The organism is Arthrobacter sp. 2MCAF15, assembly GCF_052115605.1.
Taxonomy (GTDB): Bacteria; Actinomycetota; Actinomycetes; order Actinomycetales; family Micrococcaceae; genus Arthrobacter.
On record NZ_JBFRGZ010000006.1, the window covers coordinates 79,019 to 97,201 of the forward strand.

The 18,183-nt window shown below is 65.5% G+C and carries 16 protein-coding genes; 6 read left to right on the forward strand and 10 right to left on the reverse strand.

Features of this window, described 5'->3' with window-relative positions; translation table 11 throughout:
- The first annotated feature begins 22 nt into the window (after positions 1-22).
- Complete coding sequence (locus AB4089_RS09145; protein ID WP_441408969.1) at positions 23-1,054, forward strand: S66 family peptidase; 1,032 nt, start codon at positions 23-25, stop codon at positions 1,052-1,054.
- Between the two features lie 156 nt (positions 1,055-1,210).
- Here AB4089_RS09145 and leuA read toward each other — a convergent pair whose 3' ends face one another.
- Positions 1,211-2,950 carry a 2-isopropylmalate synthase gene (leuA, locus tag AB4089_RS09150; protein ID WP_441408970.1) on the reverse strand — a complete coding sequence of 580 codons (1,740 nt, stop codon included), beginning with the start codon at positions 2,948-2,950 and terminating at the stop codon, positions 1,211-1,213.
- Between the two features lie 255 nt (positions 2,951-3,205).
- Between leuA and AB4089_RS09155 the strand changes: the two genes are divergently transcribed.
- Positions 3,206-5,158, forward strand: coding sequence for a M13 family metallopeptidase (locus tag AB4089_RS09155; RefSeq protein WP_441408971.1), 1,953 nt, complete (start codon positions 3,206-3,208; stop codon positions 5,156-5,158).
- 79 nt (positions 5,159-5,237) lie between these two features.
- Here the strand turns inward: AB4089_RS09155 and AB4089_RS09160 are convergent, their stop codons facing one another.
- The 7 genes from AB4089_RS09160 to AB4089_RS09190 all read right to left on the reverse strand — a co-directional run bounded on the left by AB4089_RS09160 (position 5,238) and on the right by AB4089_RS09190 (position 11,726).
- On the reverse strand, positions 5,238-6,800 hold the full coding sequence (locus tag AB4089_RS09160) for an LCP family protein (RefSeq protein WP_441408972.1): 1,563 nt from the start codon (positions 6,798-6,800) through the stop codon (positions 5,238-5,240).
- Between the two features lie 120 nt (positions 6,801-6,920).
- Positions 6,921-7,880, reverse strand: coding sequence for a GTPase Era (gene era / locus AB4089_RS09165; protein WP_441408973.1), 960 nt, complete (start codon positions 7,878-7,880; stop codon positions 6,921-6,923).
- Complete coding sequence (locus AB4089_RS09170) at positions 7,864-9,195, reverse strand: hemolysin family protein (RefSeq protein ID WP_441408974.1); 1,332 nt, start codon at positions 9,193-9,195, stop codon at positions 7,864-7,866. The genes era and AB4089_RS09170 overlap by 17 nt, the downstream gene beginning before the upstream one ends.
- A complete protein-coding gene (gene ybeY, locus AB4089_RS09175) occupies positions 9,192-9,665 on the reverse strand; it encodes an rRNA maturation RNase YbeY (RefSeq protein WP_390202654.1) in 474 nt (157 codons plus the stop codon). Before ybeY ends, AB4089_RS09170 begins: the two co-directional genes overlap by 4 nt.
- Positions 9,662-10,750, reverse strand: a complete 1,089-nt coding sequence (locus AB4089_RS09180; protein WP_441408975.1) for a PhoH family protein — start codon at positions 10,748-10,750, stop codon at positions 9,662-9,664. Before AB4089_RS09180 ends, ybeY begins: the two co-directional genes overlap by 4 nt.
- A 260-nt stretch (positions 10,751-11,010) precedes the next feature.
- The gene (locus tag AB4089_RS09185) at positions 11,011-11,214 is read right to left on the reverse strand and encodes a hypothetical protein (RefSeq protein WP_441408976.1); all 204 of its coding nucleotides are present in this window, start codon (positions 11,212-11,214) and stop codon (positions 11,011-11,013) included.
- Positions 11,211-11,726 (reverse strand): flavin reductase family protein, encoded by a 516-nt coding sequence (locus AB4089_RS09190; RefSeq protein ID WP_441408977.1) that lies wholly within the window; start codon positions 11,724-11,726, stop codon positions 11,211-11,213. Before AB4089_RS09190 ends, AB4089_RS09185 begins: the two co-directional genes overlap by 4 nt.
- A 231-nt stretch (positions 11,727-11,957) precedes the next feature.
- Here AB4089_RS09190 and AB4089_RS09195 point away from each other — a divergent pair, with 231 nt between their 5' ends.
- Positions 11,958-12,614 (forward strand): class I SAM-dependent methyltransferase, encoded by a 657-nt coding sequence (locus tag AB4089_RS09195; RefSeq protein ID WP_441408978.1) that lies wholly within the window; start codon positions 11,958-11,960, stop codon positions 12,612-12,614.
- Positions 12,615-12,620: 6 nt separating this feature from the next.
- On the opposite strand, the gene AB4089_RS09200 is transcribed toward AB4089_RS09195, so the two are convergent.
- Positions 12,621-13,655, reverse strand: coding sequence for an NAD-dependent epimerase/dehydratase family protein (locus AB4089_RS09200; RefSeq protein ID WP_441408979.1), 1,035 nt, complete (start codon positions 13,653-13,655; stop codon positions 12,621-12,623).
- Positions 13,656-13,978: 323 nt separating this feature from the next.
- Between AB4089_RS09200 and cls the strand changes: the two genes are divergently transcribed.
- The gene (cls, locus tag AB4089_RS09205; protein WP_441408980.1) at positions 13,979-15,445 is read left to right on the forward strand and encodes a cardiolipin synthase; all 1,467 of its coding nucleotides are present in this window, start codon (positions 13,979-13,981) and stop codon (positions 15,443-15,445) included.
- A 26-nt stretch (positions 15,446-15,471) separates the two neighbouring features.
- On the opposite strand, the gene AB4089_RS09210 is transcribed toward cls, so the two are convergent.
- Positions 15,472-16,383: an aminoglycoside phosphotransferase family protein gene (locus AB4089_RS09210; protein WP_441408981.1), complete on the reverse strand. Its 912-nt coding sequence runs from the start codon at positions 16,381-16,383 to the stop codon at positions 15,472-15,474.
- Between the two features lie 117 nt (positions 16,384-16,500).
- Between AB4089_RS09210 and AB4089_RS09215 the strand changes: the two genes are divergently transcribed.
- Together AB4089_RS09215 and AB4089_RS09220 are read left to right on the forward strand one after the other, a co-directional pair.
- On the forward strand, positions 16,501-17,133 hold the full coding sequence (locus tag AB4089_RS09215; protein WP_441408982.1) for a CG0192-related protein: 633 nt from the start codon (positions 16,501-16,503) through the stop codon (positions 17,131-17,133).
- Positions 17,134-17,325: 192 nt separating this feature from the next.
- On the forward strand, positions 17,326-17,796 hold the full coding sequence (locus AB4089_RS09220; protein ID WP_441408983.1) for an META domain-containing protein: 471 nt from the start codon (positions 17,326-17,328) through the stop codon (positions 17,794-17,796).
- The last annotated feature ends 387 nt before the right edge of the window (positions 17,797-18,183 follow it).

Consider the following 18,183-nt stretch of genomic DNA (forward strand, 5'->3'; position numbering starts at 1 on the left):
GAGGGATTATTCGCAGCTGAACTTGTCCGCTCCGAAGCTCGTTCCGGGCGGCCGGGTGGCGGTACTCTCCCCCTCGTTCGCGGCGCCCGGATTCGCCCCCGCCGTGCATGAGCAGGCGATGCGGCGGCTCACTGCGGCTACGGGGTTGGTTCCGGTGGAGTTCCCGACGACCCGCAAACTTGGATCCAGTCCCGAGGAGCGGGCTGCGGACATCAATGCGGCGTTCGCCGATCCCGGCATCCACGCGATTCTCGCCACGATCGGCGGCGACGACCAGATCACGGTCGTGCCGCATCTCGACGAGGCGGTGGTTGCGGCGAATCCCAAGATTTTCATCGGATACAGCGACAACACCAACCTGCTCAACTGGCTGTGGTCACTGGGAATACCCGCATATTATGGCGGTTCGACCCAAGTCCATCTCGGCGCCGGGCCCGGTGCGGACGACGTCCATGTCGCTTCCCTGCGCGCTGCGCTGCTCACTGGGGGCGAGCTCGAGATCACCGATCCCGGGGAATCGGAGGACTTCGGGCCAGATTGGCTCGATCCGCGGGCACTGGTCGAGTACGGCGACCGCGAACCGACCGAACCTTGGGCGTGGACAGGTCCTGAACGCGCGGTCTCCGGCCACACGTGGGGTGGCTGCATCGAAGTGCTGGACCAGCTGGGCATCGCCGACAGGCTGCCTTCCGTCGACGCGCTCCGGGGCGCCATCCTGCTCCTGGAAACCAGCGAACTGCTGGCTCCCGCAGATTGGGTCAAGCGATGGATTCGGGCGCTCGGCGAACGTGGTGTCCTTGGGGCGGTCGACGGCGTGATGGTCGCCAGGCCACCGGTCAGCAGCCACGGGCAGGTTCCGCCTGGCGCCGAACGGGCCCGGCTGCGCGATGCACAGCGGGACGTGGTCATCACCGAAGTCGCCCGGTACAACCCGGACGCCGTCGTTTGCATCGGAGTCCCGTTCGGCCACACCAGGCCGCAGTGGATCCTCCCCTACGGCGGGCGAATCCGACTCGACGGAAAGGCCAAGACCGTTACCGCCAGCTATGCCTGATCACGGTGGCGCGCGTAACGCCCTGCCGAGCTGAAAACATTGCTGTGCTGGAATCACTTCCGGGCGTAAACAACGTGACGGCAAAAAACTGCGCCGCCGGAATGATCCGGCGGCGCAGTTCTTCAGTGAGGGGGCTTGCCGTGTCGGCGGACCAAATCAGGCGCGGGCGTCCCGGATGGCGCGGTTCACGGCCGAGATGACGGCCTTGAGGGCGGACGTGCTGGTGTTGGCGTCGATCCCCACGCCCCAGAGCACGCGCTCGCCCACGGCGCATTCGACATATGCGGCGGCCAGGGCGCTGCCGCCCTCGGAGAGTGCGTGTTCGCTGTAGTCCAGGACTCGGACGTCCACGCCGTCCTCGCGCAGGATGCTCAGCAAGGCCGCGATGGGGCCGTTGCCGGTGCCGCTCCGGCGAACCAGGTTTCCGTCGATCTTCAACGCGGCGGTCAGGGTCATGTCGCCGTCCTCGTCAGTCTCTGTGCTGATCGAGCCGAGGGCGTAGCGTCCCCACTGCGCGTCGGCGGAACCCGAGGGCAGGTATTCATCCTGGAAGACCTGCCACAGCTGGGCTCCGCTGACTTCTCCGCCAACCGTGTCGGTCCGCTTCTGAATGACGCCGGAGAACTCGATCTGGGCGCGGCGCGGCAGGTCCAGGCTGTGTTCGTTCTTGAGCAGGTAGGCGACGCCGCCCTTGCCGGACTGCGAGTTGACCCGGATGACCGCCTCGTAGCTCCGGCCCAGGTCCTTCGGGTCCACCGGCAAGTACGGGACCTGCCAGGTGTAGTCGGCGACGTCCTTGCCGGCCGCGGCGGCATCCTTTTCGAGTGCCTCCAGGCCCTTCTTGATCGCGTCCTGGTGCGAGCCGGAGAACGCGGTGAAGACGAGGTCTCCGCCGTAGGGGGCCCGCTCGGCCACGGGCAGCTGGTTGCAGTACTCCACCGTGCGGCGGATTTCGTCGATATCTGAGAAGTCGATCATGGGGTCGATGCCCTGGACGAACATGTTCAGTCCCAGGGTCACCAGGTCCACGTTGCCGGTCCGTTCGCCGTTGCCGAAAAGGCAGCCCTCGATCCGGTCTGCGCCCGCCATGTAACCCAGCTCGGCGGCGGCGACGCCGGTGCCGCGGTCGTTGTGCGGGTGCAGGGACAGGATGATGCCCTCCCGCGGGTGCAGGTTGCGGCTCATCCACTCGATGGAGTCGGCGTAGACGTTGGGGGTGGCCATCTCAACGGTGGCGGGCAGGTTGATGATGACCTGGCTGTCGGCGGATGCCTCGAAGACGTCGGCGATCGCGTTGCAGACCCGAACGGCGTAGGCCAGCTCGGTCCCGGTGAAGGACTCGGGCGAGTATTCGTAGGTGATGTGCGTATCGACGAGGGTTTCCTCGTACTTCTTGCACAGCCGGGCGCCCTGCAGGGCGATGTCCAGGATGCCGTCTTCGTCCTGGTTGAACACCACGCGGCGCTGCAGGACGGACGTGGAGTTGTAGAGGTGGACGATCGCCTGTTTCGCGCCGACCAGGGACTCATAGGTCCGCTCGATCAGGTGTTCACGGGCCTGGGTCAGGACTTGGATCRTGACGTCGTCGGGGATGTGGTTGCCCTCGATCAGCTGCCGGACGAAGTCGAAGTCCGTCTGCGACGCGGAGGGGAAGCCGACCTCGATCTCCTTGTAGCCCATCTGGACCAGCAGCTGGAACATCTTCAGCTTGCGGGCCGGGCTCATCGGATCGATGAGGGCCTGGTTACCGTCCCGCAGGTCCACTGCGCACCAGCGCGGGGCCTTGGTGATGACTTTGTCCGGCCAGGTGCGGTCCGGCAGTTCAACGGTGATCTGGTCCTGGAACGGGATGTAGCGGTGGACCGGCATTCCTGAGGGCTTCTGTGCGTTTCGCATTACTTATCGGGGCCTTTTCTGTGATTCTTGGTGAAAGGGTGGCCGGGCAACACAAACTCCGCAGCGAGGGTGGGCCTTGCGCTAGATCGCGTCTGAGGCCTCGCCGCGGCAGCTAAGGAGAAGCAGTTCTGCGCGCACCATTTCACAGTAACACGGGTGCGTAAGATGAAGGAGCCAGACCACCGTAACGTCCACCATGCAGACCGTGCACCGATCACACGCTCCGGTGCCGGACTGCCTCTCAAAGGAGCATACGTGCCACTTTCGGGGATCGACCTGTCCACCATCGACGCCAGCGTCCGTCCGCAGGATGACCTGTACCAGCACGTGAACGGCGGCTGGCTCAAGAGCACTGTCATCCCGGACGACCGGCCGCTGGAGGGAACGTTCACTTCGCTGCGCGATGCTTCCGAGCTCGCCGTGAAAGAGATTATCGAGCGGGCCGCCGCGCGCGGCGCCGACGCCACCGGCATCGAGCGGAAGATCGGGGACCTCTACAACAGCTTCATGGACGAAGCCGCGGTGGAGGCCAAGGGCCTGGAGCCGCTCCGGGCCCGGCTCGCGGAGGTCTTTGCCACGGAGTCCGTGGCCGGACTGGTTACGCTGGCCGGACGGCTCTTCCGGGCCGACGTCTCGGGGCTGTTCTACATCTACCCGGCTCCGGACGCCGGAAACCCGGACCGGACCCTGCTGTACACCGGCCAGGGTGGCCTCGGCCTGCCGGATGAGTCGTATTACCGGGAAGAGAAGTTCGCCCCGATGGTCCAGGCCTACCGCGAGCACGTCCAGGCCATGCTCGGCCTCGCGGACGTGGCCGACCCCGAGGGCGCGGCAGGCCGCGTGGTGGCGCTGGAAACCGCGCTGGCTTCACACCATTGGGACAATGTGACGTTGCGGAATCCGCAGAAGACGTACAACTTGAAGTCCGCCGCCGAGGCGGCGGAGCTGTTCCCGCTGCTGGCCGATTGGTTCGACGCCGCCGGCATCGAGCCGGAGAAGCGAACCGAACTGGTGATGAGCACCCCCGATTTCTTCGCCGGCGCCGCGTCGCTGCTGGAGACAGAACCGCTGGCGGCCTGGCAGGAGTGGCTGGCCATGCGCGTCGTCAGCTCGGCCGCCCCGTACCTGTCCTCGGCGTTCGTGGACGCAAACTTCGCTTTTTATGGCACCACGCTGAGCGGGACGCCGCGGATCAAGGACCGCTGGAAGCGCGGCGTCGCGGTGGTCGAGGCGGCACTGGGTGAGGCCGTCGGCCAGATCTACGTGGCCGAGCATTTCCCCGAGGGCCATAAGGCTCGCATGCAGACCCTCGTGGCCAACCTGATCGAGGCTTACCGGGAATCCATCACCGGGCTGGACTGGATGGGCGAGGCCACGAAGCTCGAGGCGCTCAAGAAGCTGGACTCCTTCCGAGCCAAGATCGGTTTCCCGGACAAGTGGATCGACTATTCGGCGGTGCAGGTGGATCCCGCAGATCTGCTGGGGAACGTGGAGCGCGCGCACAGCGCCGACGTCGACCGTCACCTCGACGAGGTCGGCAAGCCCGTGGACCGGGAGAAGTGGCTCATGACCCCGCAGACGGTCAACGCCTACTACCATCCGCTGCTGAACGAGATCGTGTTCCCCGCCGCCATCCTGCAGCCTCCGTTCTTCACGGCCGACGCCGATGACGCGGTCAACTATGGCGGGATCGGTGCCGTGATCGGCCATGAAATCGGCCACGGCTTCGATGACCAGGGCTCGCAGTACGATGGCAGCGGCCTGCTGCGCAACTGGTGGACCGAGGACGACCGCACCGCCTTCGAGGCACTGACCTCGAAGCTGGTGGCGCAGTTCGACGCGCTCTCCCCCAGCGCCGCCCCGGGCCACAACGTCAACGGCAAGCTGACTCTGGGCGAGAACATCGGCGACCTCGGTGGCCTCACCATTGCGTATAAGGCCTACCTGATCAGCCTCGACGGGCAGGAATCCCCGGTGCTCGACGGCATGACCGGGGTCCAGCGTTTCTTCGCGTCCTGGGCGGCAGGGTGGCGGCAGGTCATCCGGAATGAAGAGGCCATCCGCCGGCTGGCGACTGACCCGCACTCGCCGAACGAGTTCCGCACGAACGAGATCGCCAAGAACCTGGACGCCTTCCACGAGGCATTCGGCGTCACGGATCGGGACGGCATGTGGATGGCGCCACAGGAGCGCGTCAGCATCTGGTGACCCCGGCGTTCATCCGGTGAGAACGCGGAAAGGCCCCCGTTCAGAGAAATCTGAACGGGGGCCTTTCCGCGTTCGGGACCTAGCGGGTGATCAGCGCCGGGTTCGCCTGCTGACAGACCGTGTCGCCTGCCGTCTGGTTGACGATGTTCGCGGGAAGCTGCGGCGTGGCATCTGCCGTCGGCGTCCCGTTGGCGAAGTCGCCGCCCAGGTAGACCTGGACTCCGACGACGCCGGCAGCCGGGAGCACCTGGCCCGGCGCCACGCCGAGCAGGGCAGCCACGTCCGCGGCGACGTCGGCGTACTCCGCACCGTAGTAGACCGCGGTTTTTGCGACGGGCTGAGCCGCCAGCTGGCCGACCTTGGAGAACCCGCCCGCCTTGATGGCCTGAACGATTTCCTGGGTCCGCGCCGGCGCACCGGAGCCGTTGGCCACGGTGATGGGCTGCAGGGTCTTGTCGTAGGCCGGTTCCGTGGCGGTTGGCGTCGGGGTGGCACTGGCGCTTGGTGAGGCGCCCGGCTTCGCCGTCGGATCGGTCAGGTCAACGTCCCTGCGCATGGCGTCGAACAGCTGGGACGCCGCGGGCTCAGCCAGCTGCAGCCGGTTGATGTCCGTTTCGGCGGGGACCGTCGGGGTGGCCACGAAGGCCACCTTGCCGACGTCGATGTTCTTCAGCCGGTTGCCGACAGTCAGCAGCGTCGGAACCGAGGCGAGGCCGTCGTCGATGGTCAGGTTCTTGGTGATCGCGTCCGCGATGCCGAGCATCCGGGCGGGGTTCGTGAGCGTGCCGTCGTCCTTGATTTTCCGGGTCAGGGCGGAGAGGAAGCCCTGCTGGGCCTTGATGCGGCCGAGGTCGCCGCCGTCGCCGAACGCGTGCCGCGTGCGCACAAAGGACAGTGCCTGTTCGCCCTGGACGGTGGAGTTGCCCTTGGGCAGCCTCAGCTTGGAATCGGGGTCATATACGGCGTCGCTGACGCACACCTCCACGCCGCCGACGGCGTTGGAGAGTTCCTTGACGGCGTTGAAGTCGGCCATCATGAAGTGGTCGATCTGCAGGCCGGTGAGCTTGTTGACGGTGTCCACCGCGCAGCCGATGCCGGCCTCGGACATCGCCGAGTTGATCATGACGCCGCTCTGGGCCGGGTAGACCTTGTTCGTCTTCGGATCCGTGCACTGCGGGATGTCCACCAGCAGGTCGCGCGGGAAGCTGATGACGTTGACACGTTTGTTGTCCGCGGAGATGTCCATGAGCATCATCACGTCAGAGTGGCCGTAACCGGTGGAGTCATCGCTGGTGCCGTACTGCGAGTTCTTGCCGTCGCGGGTGTCCGAGCCGAGGATCAGGATCTGCATCCGGTCCGTCGAGTCGTTTACGGCGCTCCCGGACTGGACATTGCCGGCGCTCAGCGGGGCCTTGGTGAGGTTGCCCTGGAGCCGGATGGTCCAGTAGGCGCCGAATGCGACCACGCCGACCAGGAGCACCGCGATGACTCCCGTGGTGACTTTCAGCCAGGTGGGGGTTCGCCGGACGGCCCCGAGGTGGCGGGCCGGGCCAACGGAGGCGTCGGCCGTGTGCCGGGCAGCGGCAGCTGACCGGGCCGGCGGGGTGGAACCGGCGGCACGGTTGTCACGGGGTCGAACCACTTGTTGAGCCTTCCTTCACGAACGGGAGTCTGCCCATTTTAGTGTCCGAATCTGAGAAAACCCCGATGGTCACGCTCTTGGGAGCGGCGAGGCGGGCAATTGGCCAGGTAAAGGCCCTGCTCAGAAGCCCAGTTTGACCAGCTGCTTCGGGTCGCGCTGCCAGTCCTTGGCAACCTTCACGTGCAGGTCGAGGTAGATCCGGGCGCCCAGGAGTGCCTCAATCCCCTTGCGCGCGTTGGTTCCGACCTCGCGGAGCCGGGCGCCGCCCTTGCCGATGATGATGGCCTTCTGGGAGGGACGCTCGACGAACAGATTGACGCGGACGTCCAGGAACGGCCGGTCCTCGGGCCGGCCTTCCCGCGGAACGATTTCATCGACGACGACGGCCAGGGAGTGCGGCAATTCGTCGCGGACGCCTTCGAGGGCAGCCTCCCGGATGAGTTCGGCGATCATCACCGCTTCCGGTTCGTCCGTCAGGTGCCCGTCCGGGTACAGCGGCGGCGACGCGGGCATGTGGCTGATCAGCACGTCGGCGACCGTATCGACCTGGAAGCCGTCGGTGGCGGAGACCGGAACGATGTCCTTCCAGCCCTCCTCGCCTAGGACCTCGCGGCCCAGGGCGGCGACGGCGAGCAGCTGCTCCGTGAGGGCCTGGCGGTCCACGGTGTCGGCCTTGGTCACGATCGCGATGATCGGTTTGTTGCCGACGGCGGCGAGCTGGGCGGCGATGAACTTGTCACCGGGGCCGATCTTCTCGTTGGCCGGCAGGCAGAAGCCGATCGCGTCGACCTCGGCGAGCGTGTCGGCGACGAGTTCGTTCAGCCGCTTCCCCAACAGGGTGCGCGGGCGGTGCAGGCCCGGGGTGTCGACGAGGATCAGCTGGGCGTCGTCCCGGTGCACGATCCCGCGGATGGTGTGGCGGGTGGTTTGCGGCTTGGCCGAGGTGATCGCGACTTTTTGGCCGACCAGGGCGTTGGTGAGGGTGGACTTGCCCGCGTTGGGCCGCCCGACCAGCACCGAGAAACCGGCGCGGTAGCCGCTCTGGGCTGCGCCGCCGTCGGACTTATTCTGCTTGCTCACGTGAGACTCCCTGTTGGATTGGTGCGGCCTCGTCGAGAAGGTCTTCAAGGTCAGTTTCTTCTTTTGCTACGGCGGCCGCAATGATGTGGCTGACGCGGTTCCGCCTGCCCTCGAGCCGGTCGGCGCGGAGGGACAGTCCGTGGACCTGGACGGCGCTGCCGACAATCGGCACCCGCCCGAGGGCCTTGGCGAGCAGGCCGCCGACGGTGTCCACTTCGTCGTCGTCGAGCTCCAGGTCAAAGAGTTCGCCGAGGTCTTCGATGCTCATGCGGGCACTGACCCGGTAGGTTCCGTCGCCGAGCGCCACGGCTTCGGCGCTTTCGGTGTCGTATTCGTCCACGATCTCGCCGACGATCTCCTCGATGAGGTCCTCGAGCGTGACCAGTCCCGCCGTTCCGCCGTATTCGTCGATGACGATCGCGACGTGCGTGGATTCCTTCTGGAGTTCGCGCAGCAGGTCGCTGACCAGCTTCGAGTCCGGCACGTAGCGGACCTCTCGGGCGAGGTCGTCCACCACCGGGGGCTGCTCGTCGGCGCCGAGGTTGTGCAGCGAGGCGGCGACGTCCTTGAGGTACACAATGCCCAGGATCTGGTCCGTGTTTTCGCCGATGACGGGGATCCGGGAGTACCCGGAGCGCAGGAACATTGACATCGCGCGCCGCAGGCTTGAACCGGAGTCGATCGTGAGGATGTCGGTCCGCGGGACCATGACGGAGCGGACCAGGGTGTCTCCGAAGTCGAAGACGGACTGGATCAGCTCGGCCTCGTTGTCCTCGATCACGTCGGACTCGGTGGCACGGTCCACGAGCTCGCGGAATTCCTCTTCGCTGAAGAACGCCTCGCTGTCGGCGGGCGCGCCGGGGGCCACGACGCTGCCGAGCCGCACCAGCCAACCCGGGATCGGGCCCAGCACCGCGTAGAGCGAGCGGACCAGCGGGGCGCTGAACCGGACCAGCGCGGCGGAGTGAACCCGGCCGAGCTGGCGCGGGGACACCCCGACGATCACGAAACCGACCACCGCCATGATGCCGGTGGCCGCCAGGCCGGCAAGCCAGACGTTCTCCAGCATGCTGGAGAGCAGGACGGTTACGGCGACGGCGGCTGCCGTCTCGAACCAGACCCGCCAGAACCGGAGGGCGCGCATGTGCCCCACGGGCTGCGCCAGGATACGTTTGAGCGACGTGCCCCTGCTGTGCAGGACCGCCTGCTCGGCGTCGTGCCGGGGCAGGAAGTTGAAGGCGGATTCGGCTGCGGTGAGCACCGCGGCAACGCCAAGGAACACCAGCGCCATGCCGGCGAGGATCAGTGGGGTCACTGAATCGTCTCGGACGGGGCCGCTTTGCCGGTGAAGGCGGTCAGCAGTTCGCGCTGCAGCCCGAACATCTCTTCCTTCTCTTCCGGCTCCGCGTGGTCATAGCCGAGCAGGTGCAGGATGCCGTGCGTGGTCAGCAGCAGCATCTCGTCCTGGGTGGAGTGGCCGGCGTTGCGGGCCTGGACCTTGGCCACCTGGGGGCAGATGGCGATGTCCCCGAGCATGCCCTGCGGTGTCGGCTTGTCCGGGGTGCCCGGGGTCAGCTCGTCCATGGGCACGGAGAGGACATCGGTGGAGCCGGGCTCATCCATCAGTTCCAGGTGGAGCTTCTCCATGGCCGGTTCGTCCACCAGCAGGATGGAGAGTTCCGCCTGCGGGTGGATGTACAGGCGTTCGAAGATGAAACGCGAAAGGGCCACGAGTTCGGCCTCGTCGACGACGACGCCGGATTCGTTGTTGACCTCAATGCTCATGCGCGTTCTCCCCGCGTTTCCCGGGCTACGGAGTGCTTGACCCGGTTCCTTTGGACTTCATCCCAGATGCTGTAGGCGTTGACGATGTCCCCGACCAGGCGGTGCCGGACGACGTCGGAGGCGTCCAGTACCGAGAAGTTGACGTCATCGATTCCCTGCAGGATCTCCTCGACGATCCTTAGCCCCGAGCGGGTGCCGAACGGCAGGTCCACCTGGGTGACGTCGCCGGTGACCACCATCTTGGAGCCGAAGCCCAGGCGGGTCAGGAACATCTTCATCTGTTCCGGCGTGGTGTTCTGTGCCTCGTCGAGGATGATGAAGGCATCGTTCAGCGTCCGGCCGCGCATGTAGGCCAGCGGTGCCACCTCGATAGTGCCGGCGGCCATGAGGCGCGGAATGGATTCCGGGTCCATCATGTCGTGCAGGGCGTCATACAGGGGCCGCAGGTAGGGGTCGATCTTGTCGCTCAGGGTACCCGGCAGGAAGCCGAGCCGCTCCCCCGCCTCGACGGCGGGACGGGTCAGGATGATGCGGCTGACTTCCTTCTGCTGCAGGGCCTGGACGGCCTTGGCCATCGCCAGATAGGTCTTGCCGGTACCGGCCGGCCCGATCCCGAAGATCACCGTGTTGGCGTCGATCGCGTCCACGTAGTTCTTCTGGTTCAGCGTCTTGGGCCGGATGGTCTTGCCGCGGGTGGAGAGGATGTTGGTGGTCAGCACTTCCACCGGGTTCTGCAGCGACTGGCTGCGGAGCAGCGAGACGAGCTGCTGCAGGACGGCCGGGGTGATGACGGTGCCCCTGGCGACCAGCCCGCGTACCTCGTTGAGCAGCCGCATGATCCGCGGCACGTCGGCGGCCGGGCCGCTGATCGCGAGCTCGTTCCCCCGGACGTGGAAATCGACGGCAGGGAACTGGTTTTCGATGAACCGCAAGGCTTCGTCATGGCTGCCCAGCGACTGGACCATTTGTTCTGAGTCGTCGAACAAGACCACCTCCGTCCGCAACCCTGGTAGGGAGTGGGGGAATTCCCCTGCGGTGCGCTCTCCGGCGCTGAACCGGGCCTTGCCGTTCGCTGCTTCAGTCATGGTGTTGGCCCGCGGGCCTCTGGTCCCCTCCAGTATGAATATGGTCTGTCGCCGTGATCCGTACCGGGCCGGTTCGCACCGTCCGCGGCCGGGGTCAGCGGGTCCTTCCATCTTACGCCAGCGCGGCGCGCCCGACGCCGGTCGGCATGCGGCCATGCTTGGGGCGCCGGGCCGGCGGGGAACGGGCACCGGAATCGGGCGCACCCGGCGTGAGCTGGGTTTACGTTTCCTGGAGGTGGCTGTCCGCGCGGCCGGCGTTCCTAGAGGTAGGTGTTTCCGAAGATGACATACCCATCAAGCCAGTGGGCCCCGGTCCTCGGGAACGGCTGTTCCGCGTCCTCCGGCGCGAGCCCCTGGGCCGGAACGGTTGGCACCGCCGCCGTCCAGGGCCACGCCGCCCACAAGCCCGCGCCGGCCAGCAGCACGCCACATGCCGCGACGATCCAGGCGGCGCTCACGGTCATGCCACGCTCTCCAGCGCGCCGGCCCGGGACCGGACACCCACATAGTCGCCCTTGAAGAAGAGCAGGGGCTCCGCGTCGGGGCGGGCGCTCAGCGCGCGGACCGCGCCCACGACGATGGTGTGGTCGCCGCCGTCGTACTCCTGGTGCAGTTCGCAATCGACCCAGGCCAGCGCCTGGTCCAGGACGGGGTTGCCCAGGGGCGAGGGCGAGTGGTCGACGCCGGCGAACTTGTCCGCTCCCGAGCGGGCGAACTGCGCCGCCAGGTGCTGGTGTTCTGCGGGCAGGATATTGACGGTGAACCGGCCGGCCTCGCGCAGCAGCGGCCAGGTGCTGGAGGTCCGTGCCGGGCTGAACGTGACCAGCGCCGGTTCCAGGGACAGGGACGCGAAGGACTGGCAGGTGAAGCCGGCCGGTCCGTGCTTTGTTGCTGCTGTGATCACCGTCAGTCCGGTGGCGAAGTGTCCGAGAATGTGGCGGAGTGTCTTCGGGCTGAGGTCAGATTGTTCCGTCATGGCGAGTCCTTTCGACGCTGGTAGCCCCAATCAACCACCACGGAACCCGGTTCCCAAGCCCGGTTGAAACGCACAGTCGCGCAGCGACACAGCACGTCACGGACCCGTTGCATAACGTAAGAATCCGACCGCAGCCGGGACCTGGACTACCTCCCCAGTTCCCTCACCGGCTCTCGTGGGCGGCTGCAGCGGCAAGAGGAATCCGCCGTCCATGGCCGGTAGGCTCGATCAATGGCAAATCACGAGACCCTGCTAGACGTCAGATCCGCATATGACACGGTTGCCGAGGCTTATTCGACGGCGCTGCCGGATACCAGCTTCGAGGCGCCCCTGGATCTGGCCATGGTGGACCACTTCGCAGCACACATGCGCGCCACGGCAGACCGGCTGGTGATCGACATCGGATGCGGTGCCGGACGAATGAGCAGCTACCTGAGCCACTCCGGACTGAACGTCAGCGGCATCGACCTGTCGCCCGAAATGGTCAGGGTCTCACAACGGCTCCATCCCGAACTGCGCTTCGAAGTGGGAGAGCTGACCGACCTGCCGGCAGCCGACGCGTCAGCGGACGGCATCCTCGCCTGGTATTCGATCATCCACTCTCCCCTGGCAACCCTGCCGGCGATCGCGCGGGAGTTCTGGAGGGTGCTCCGCCCGGGCGGCTCGGCGCTCATCGCCTTCCACGCCGGCAGCGGCAACCGCATTATTGACCGCGCCTACGGCCACGACGTCCAGCTCCGCGCGGAACTGCATGCCCCCGACGACGTGGCGCTCCGGTTCACGGAGCAAGGATTTGAGATGCGCGCGCAGCTTGTGCGCACACCCCGAACGACAGAGAAGCACCCGCAGGCTGCCATCCTCGTCGACAAACCATGTTTGCCCTCGTAGTGCGCGTTAACGTGTCCGCCCGGGACGACTGGCGGTGAACTGCTCCTCCGGGGCGTAGTCGATGTAGTGCTCGAAGAACGGATCGTCGGTTCCCGGCACGGCTCCGGCAGCGTCCGCCTGCACCAGCCAGTCGAGCTGAAGCGGGATGGTCTGGGCGTATGTCCCAACGGGCTCATAGCCCAGGTCAAGGGAGGCCTTCGTGCTGAGCACCAACGGCGGCCGGAAATCCCACGGGTGGTCCCCCAGCCCGGCGGGGGCGGTGGCATCGAGCAGCACCTCTTCCCATTGGTGGCCCAGATGCTGGGCGATTGCTGCCGCGATCTGTCGGGCGTTGGGGGCGTCCGGATCGGCGCTGTTGAGGACGCGCGGCCCGGGTTCGGCGGCGACCCGTTCCACGAGGGCGGCCGTGTTGACTGCCGCCGTCGTATGGTCCCCGCCGAGTCCGGCATGGGCCAGGAACACCGCCGGGCGCCGGTCGAGCACCCGCTTGACGAACATCCACTCCCGCGGCATGGCCGCGCCCTCGCCATGTACCTTGGACGCCCGGATCACCGTCACCGGATGGCCACTGTCCAGCAGGGCATGCTCCGCTGCGACTTTGTTTGCTCCGTAGCCTTCACGGGAGTCGTACTTCCCCGCGCCGGGCACCATAGTCGGATTGCTTTCGAGAATGGGGGCGTCAAAGCGGGGCGGCGCATCGGAATTGACGTGGTTGCCGGCGGCGTCAACGTAGACGGCCTTGCTCGAGAGCATGGCGGCCGAGGTCACGGCGGGAAGGTGCGGAAGGAGCTGCCGCGCGTCGGCCTCCGTGTAGCACACGGCGTCCACGAGCAGATCCGCACCGCCGCCGACTACACGAGCCAGGGCTTCGTCGTCACGACGTTCGGCGACGATGAACCGTGCCCCGGCTTCCGTCAGTTCAACCGGCATTTTTCTGCGGTCCCGGCCTGTGATCTCCACGGCCCAGCCGGCTCTGATCAGCCGCCACGCGATGGCGCGCCCGAGGACACCGGTACCTCCAAGGATCACTGCCCGTTTCATGGTCCGACTCTAGCGGAGGGCAACTCTGGGCTCCTTTGGCCCGCATGCCAAGATTTCCGGGATTTCACCCGCACCGGGTGAGGCCCACCCCGGACTTGACGCCAACAATAAGTCATACCCTCCATGGACAGGGCTGAGGGACAGAGCGTCCCGGAAACGAGAAAGCATTTTTGAGAGCAGGAAAGACAAATGGGTTTCTGGGAAAACTTTTGGGACACTTTCTGCTGGTTCTTCACAGCATCCCTGTTCTTACCTGAGGAAAGAACCAAGAGCCGGGTGCTGGTCTGATGGCGTTCGCAGCATTGAAGAACGGCTAGGAAGCAGTGCGCGAATTCTTTCAGGACCCGGAAACGTTGGCCTTACTCCTCCTGGCGATCCACATAGTCCTCGTGACCGTCGCAACTGTCCTCGTGTCGATGAATCGCCGTCCATCCTCCGCTATTGCCTGGGTGCTCGCCATAATTTTCATCCCAGTCCTTGGTGCCGTCGCTTTTTTCTTTGTCGGTTACTCGAAACTGCCCAAGGCCCGCCGCGACAAACAGCGCGAAATCAACAATCTTGTCCTGGCGCGGACTGAAGGCAGCCCGCTGGTCAGCCGCGGCCTTGACTGGCCGGACTGGCTGCATTCGGCGGTGGTGTTGAACAGCAACCTTGGGGCGCTCCCTATGGTCGCGGACAATAGTGCGACCCTATTGGGCGACTACAACGGCGCTTTCGATGCCATGATCGCTGAGATTGATTCGGCCACCCAGTACGTGCACGTGGAGTTTTACATCCTGGTGCTGGACGCAACCACAGCGCCGTTCTTTCAATCGTTGGCCCGGGCAAGACTACGCGGCATCGACGTCCGGGTTCTGTCCGATCATCTGGCTGGCCTGAAGTTCCCCGGCCGGAAAGAAACCCTGAGCTTCCTCCAGGAGATAGGGGCGGAATATCGCCCCATGCTGCCGGTGCGGCCGTGGCGTGGCGAATGGCAGAGGCCGGACCTGCGCAATCACCGGAAGATCCTGGTTGTAGATGGCCGCGTGGGATTCACTGGATCCCAGAACGTCATCGACGCGAGCTACGACACGAAGGCCAACCTGAAGCGCGGGCTCCAATGGCACGAGCTGATGATGCGCGTTGAGGGACCTGTGGTCCGGGAACTGGATGCGGTCTTCGCGACGGACTGGTACAGCGAAACGGATGTGATACTGCCACTGGATTCAAACCCCATAGGCGTCAGCCACAGTTCTGTGCTCATTGACGCGCAAGTCCTGCCCAGCGGCCCCAGCTTCGACAACGACAACAATTTGAAGCTCTACGCGACACTCATCCACAAAGCTGAGCGGCGTGTCAGCATCACGAGTCCATACTTTGTCCCGGACGAATCCATCCTGATGGCTATCGTCACGGCAGCGGCGCGGGGGCTCAGCGTCGAGCTCTTTGTTTCCGAGGTCGGAGACCAGAGCATGGTCTACCACGCGCAGCGTTCATACTACGAGGCACTGCTCCGCGCCGGCGTCAGGATCTACCTCTACCGGTCACCCAAAGTGCTGCACTCGAAGCACTTCACCATCGATGAGGAGGTTGCGGTCATTGGGTCCAGCAACATGGATGTCCGTTCCTTCAGCCTCAACATGGAGGTATCCGTACTTGTGCACGGGCGCGGTTTTGTGGACGCAATTCGGGGGATCGAAGACGGGTACCGCATGGAAAGCCGTGAGCTGCAGCTCGAGGACTGGCTCCGTCGACCCCTAGCCCAAAAAGTATTCGACAACCTGTATCGCCTGACCGCCTCCCTCCAATAGGGAATTGGCGAACGGCAAGCCCAGCCTCACACCGTCTGCGAGATGTCGGCAACGACCTGCTCGATTTGATACCTGGAAACCCGCGCAAGGGCCGGGTTGGTGTGGACATAGTAGGGATAGGCGATGATTCCAATCGACAGGGCCCAGGCGCGGCCGCGCTCCCAGGTCATCTGGTCAACGCCCACTGCGTCGCGAAATGCGGCGCGCCCCTTATCCTCCAGCAGGTTCCAGGCGACGATCAGGTCCACGGCCGGATCGCCAATGGCGATTCCACCCCAGTCGAGGACACCGGCGAGCCGTGCCTCGGCGATCAGAAGGTTGCCGGGCTGCAGGTCCGTGTGAATCCAGGTCTGCTCCCCGGCGCCCTCCGCCACCTGCCGAGCCGCGTCCCATGCCGCTGAAAGGAGCGGGACGTCCAGGAGTCCTGCGCAGCTCGCGATCGCGGCACGCGTCGCCGCGTCCCTGGCGGCCAACTGGCCGCCACGGTAGGACCACAGCGCTTCCTCGGGCGCTTCAGTCCCGACGTCGGCGCCATGCAGTACGCGGATGAAGCGTGCGAGATCAAGCGCGAGGTCGGTTCCGTACGCGTGGCCCGGGGCAGGGTTTTCCCCTTCCAGCCAGCCGGACACCGTCCACGGCCACGGGTAGGCCCGGCCCGAGACGCCCTGTGCCAGGGGAATTGGTACCGGGACAGGCAACTGGGGACCGAGCATGCGCGGGTATTTCCACTCCTTGGATAGCGAGGACGCCGCGTCTGCCGTGCGGGGAAGCCGTACGACGAGCCTGTCGCCGAGCGCGAGCATGACGTTGTCCGTCCCGGTGGAAGCCACCGGCTCCAGCGTCAGACCAGCCCACTCGGGGAACTGATCCGCGACCAAAAGGCCCACCTGGCCCGTGTCAATGTCGGGCTCCGAGTCGTGCAGCTTTGCGATCATCATGGGTTCAACCTAATCGACGGCGGACGGAGAGCTCCGCGGCGGAGAAGTTTGGATCTGACAAGCTCGGATCCAGCGGCGCCGTATCCGGCTCGGGCGGCCGCAGCTAGGCTTGCAGTCATGGCGATCATCCACCAAGCAGAATTGCAGCCGACGAAACTCGAACTCCTCGAAGAGTGGCTGCCCAGCCAGCCGTGGTTCCCGGAGTCCGGCGCCGCGGGGCTGAGCAAAGTAGGCTCCTACCGGTTCGACGACCCTGCTGGCGAGGTCGGCATCGAGACGATTATCGTCTCTGCGGCGGGATCCATCTTTCAAGTACCGCTCACGTACAGGGCCCAGCCCTTGGCCGGCTGGGAATCATGGTTGGTAGGAACCATGCAGCACTCGGTTCTTGGCCAACGATGGGTTTACGATGCCTGCGCTGATCCCGTCTACGTGACGGCATTGGCAGCGAGCATCATGCTCGGCCACCCCCAGGCCAAGCAATACCTTGATGTGAAGGGAAAACTCGAAATCCTGGCCGAATCTGTCTTCGTGCAAAGCACCGGGCCAACACTCAACGCAGTGCCCAACGTCTCCTCGGCTACCCCACGCGACACCGCCGACGGCACCGCAGTCGAGACCGCGGACCTGCAGCTACTCGTCATCCGCCGGCTGGATCTTGAAGGGCAACCGGCCGGCCGACTCACACTGACCGGCATCTGGGAAGGACAACAGGACAACGTCAAACTCGCCGCCGTCACTAAGTCCTGACCACAGGAGAAGAATTCGCTCTGGCTGCATGCGCCAGGCACGCATCGGTGTCCCGGCATCAGCAAGAGCTTTTGTAGTGACATGGTCAGCACCCAAGGATAGGCTCCGATAAATGTTGGCCTTCAAGGGAGCGCAATGCGGCGGATTCGGTTCTGGAAATGCGCGTTCTCGGTCCTGTTGCCCGGCGTTCTGATGACGGCTTGCGCACCCGGGACCACGGTGAGTCCCGGGACTGCTGGCCCTACCCGTCCGCCCGCTTCCGTTAATCCACCAATACCGTCCACGGCCCCCGTGGAAGTGTGCGCGAGGTTCCTGCCGTCGGCGTCGTGCTCCTCGTATGTCAGCATTTCGGGCACGTCCCATGGCAAGGATCTTCCATGGGTGGCCTCCGGCGCTGTAACCGTACGGCTTACGACTGTGGCCGGATCACTCCAACTGGCCGTCAAGACTCCGTGTAACCCGGCAAGTGGTCCCGCAACGATCAGGGAAAATACGCTCGTCGCGGGAAATGTGGCCTCGGGCGCCATGGGCTGTCCCGCAGAAGCCGGAACCCAGGAAGCGTGGGTTTTGCATTTCCTGCGGGGCCCCATCGAGATGACATCGTCCGGCGGAACACTCACCTGGAAAAGCGGACCGGACACGCTGACACTCCGGGCCGACTAATACAGGCCATCCAGTCCGGAGGGCGCTGGACAGGCCAACGCGCTGATCCGGATGGTGCTCCGGCCTCTCGCCCGGACCATGACGGATCCCGAGGCGAATCAGATCCGGGACGCTGTCTACCTGGCCTTGCACGAGGGGGCCATCAAGGAGCTCATCGCAGGAAGGGGCTAGTGCCCGCCGCAGACCCGCCCGATGCCGACCGGCCACCCGCGGGCGCCGGGCGGGTCCGGAGCAAATTAGGTATCAAGTTTGTATCGGCCTCATATCGTTCCCATTGCAGTTCCGGCGCCGTGGCCCAAACCCGGCAGACGGGCCGCACCCGTGTGCCATGCTGGAATTCGGTCATCCCCAAGAGCGCCGTGCCGCTGACCGGCACGTCAAGCGGGG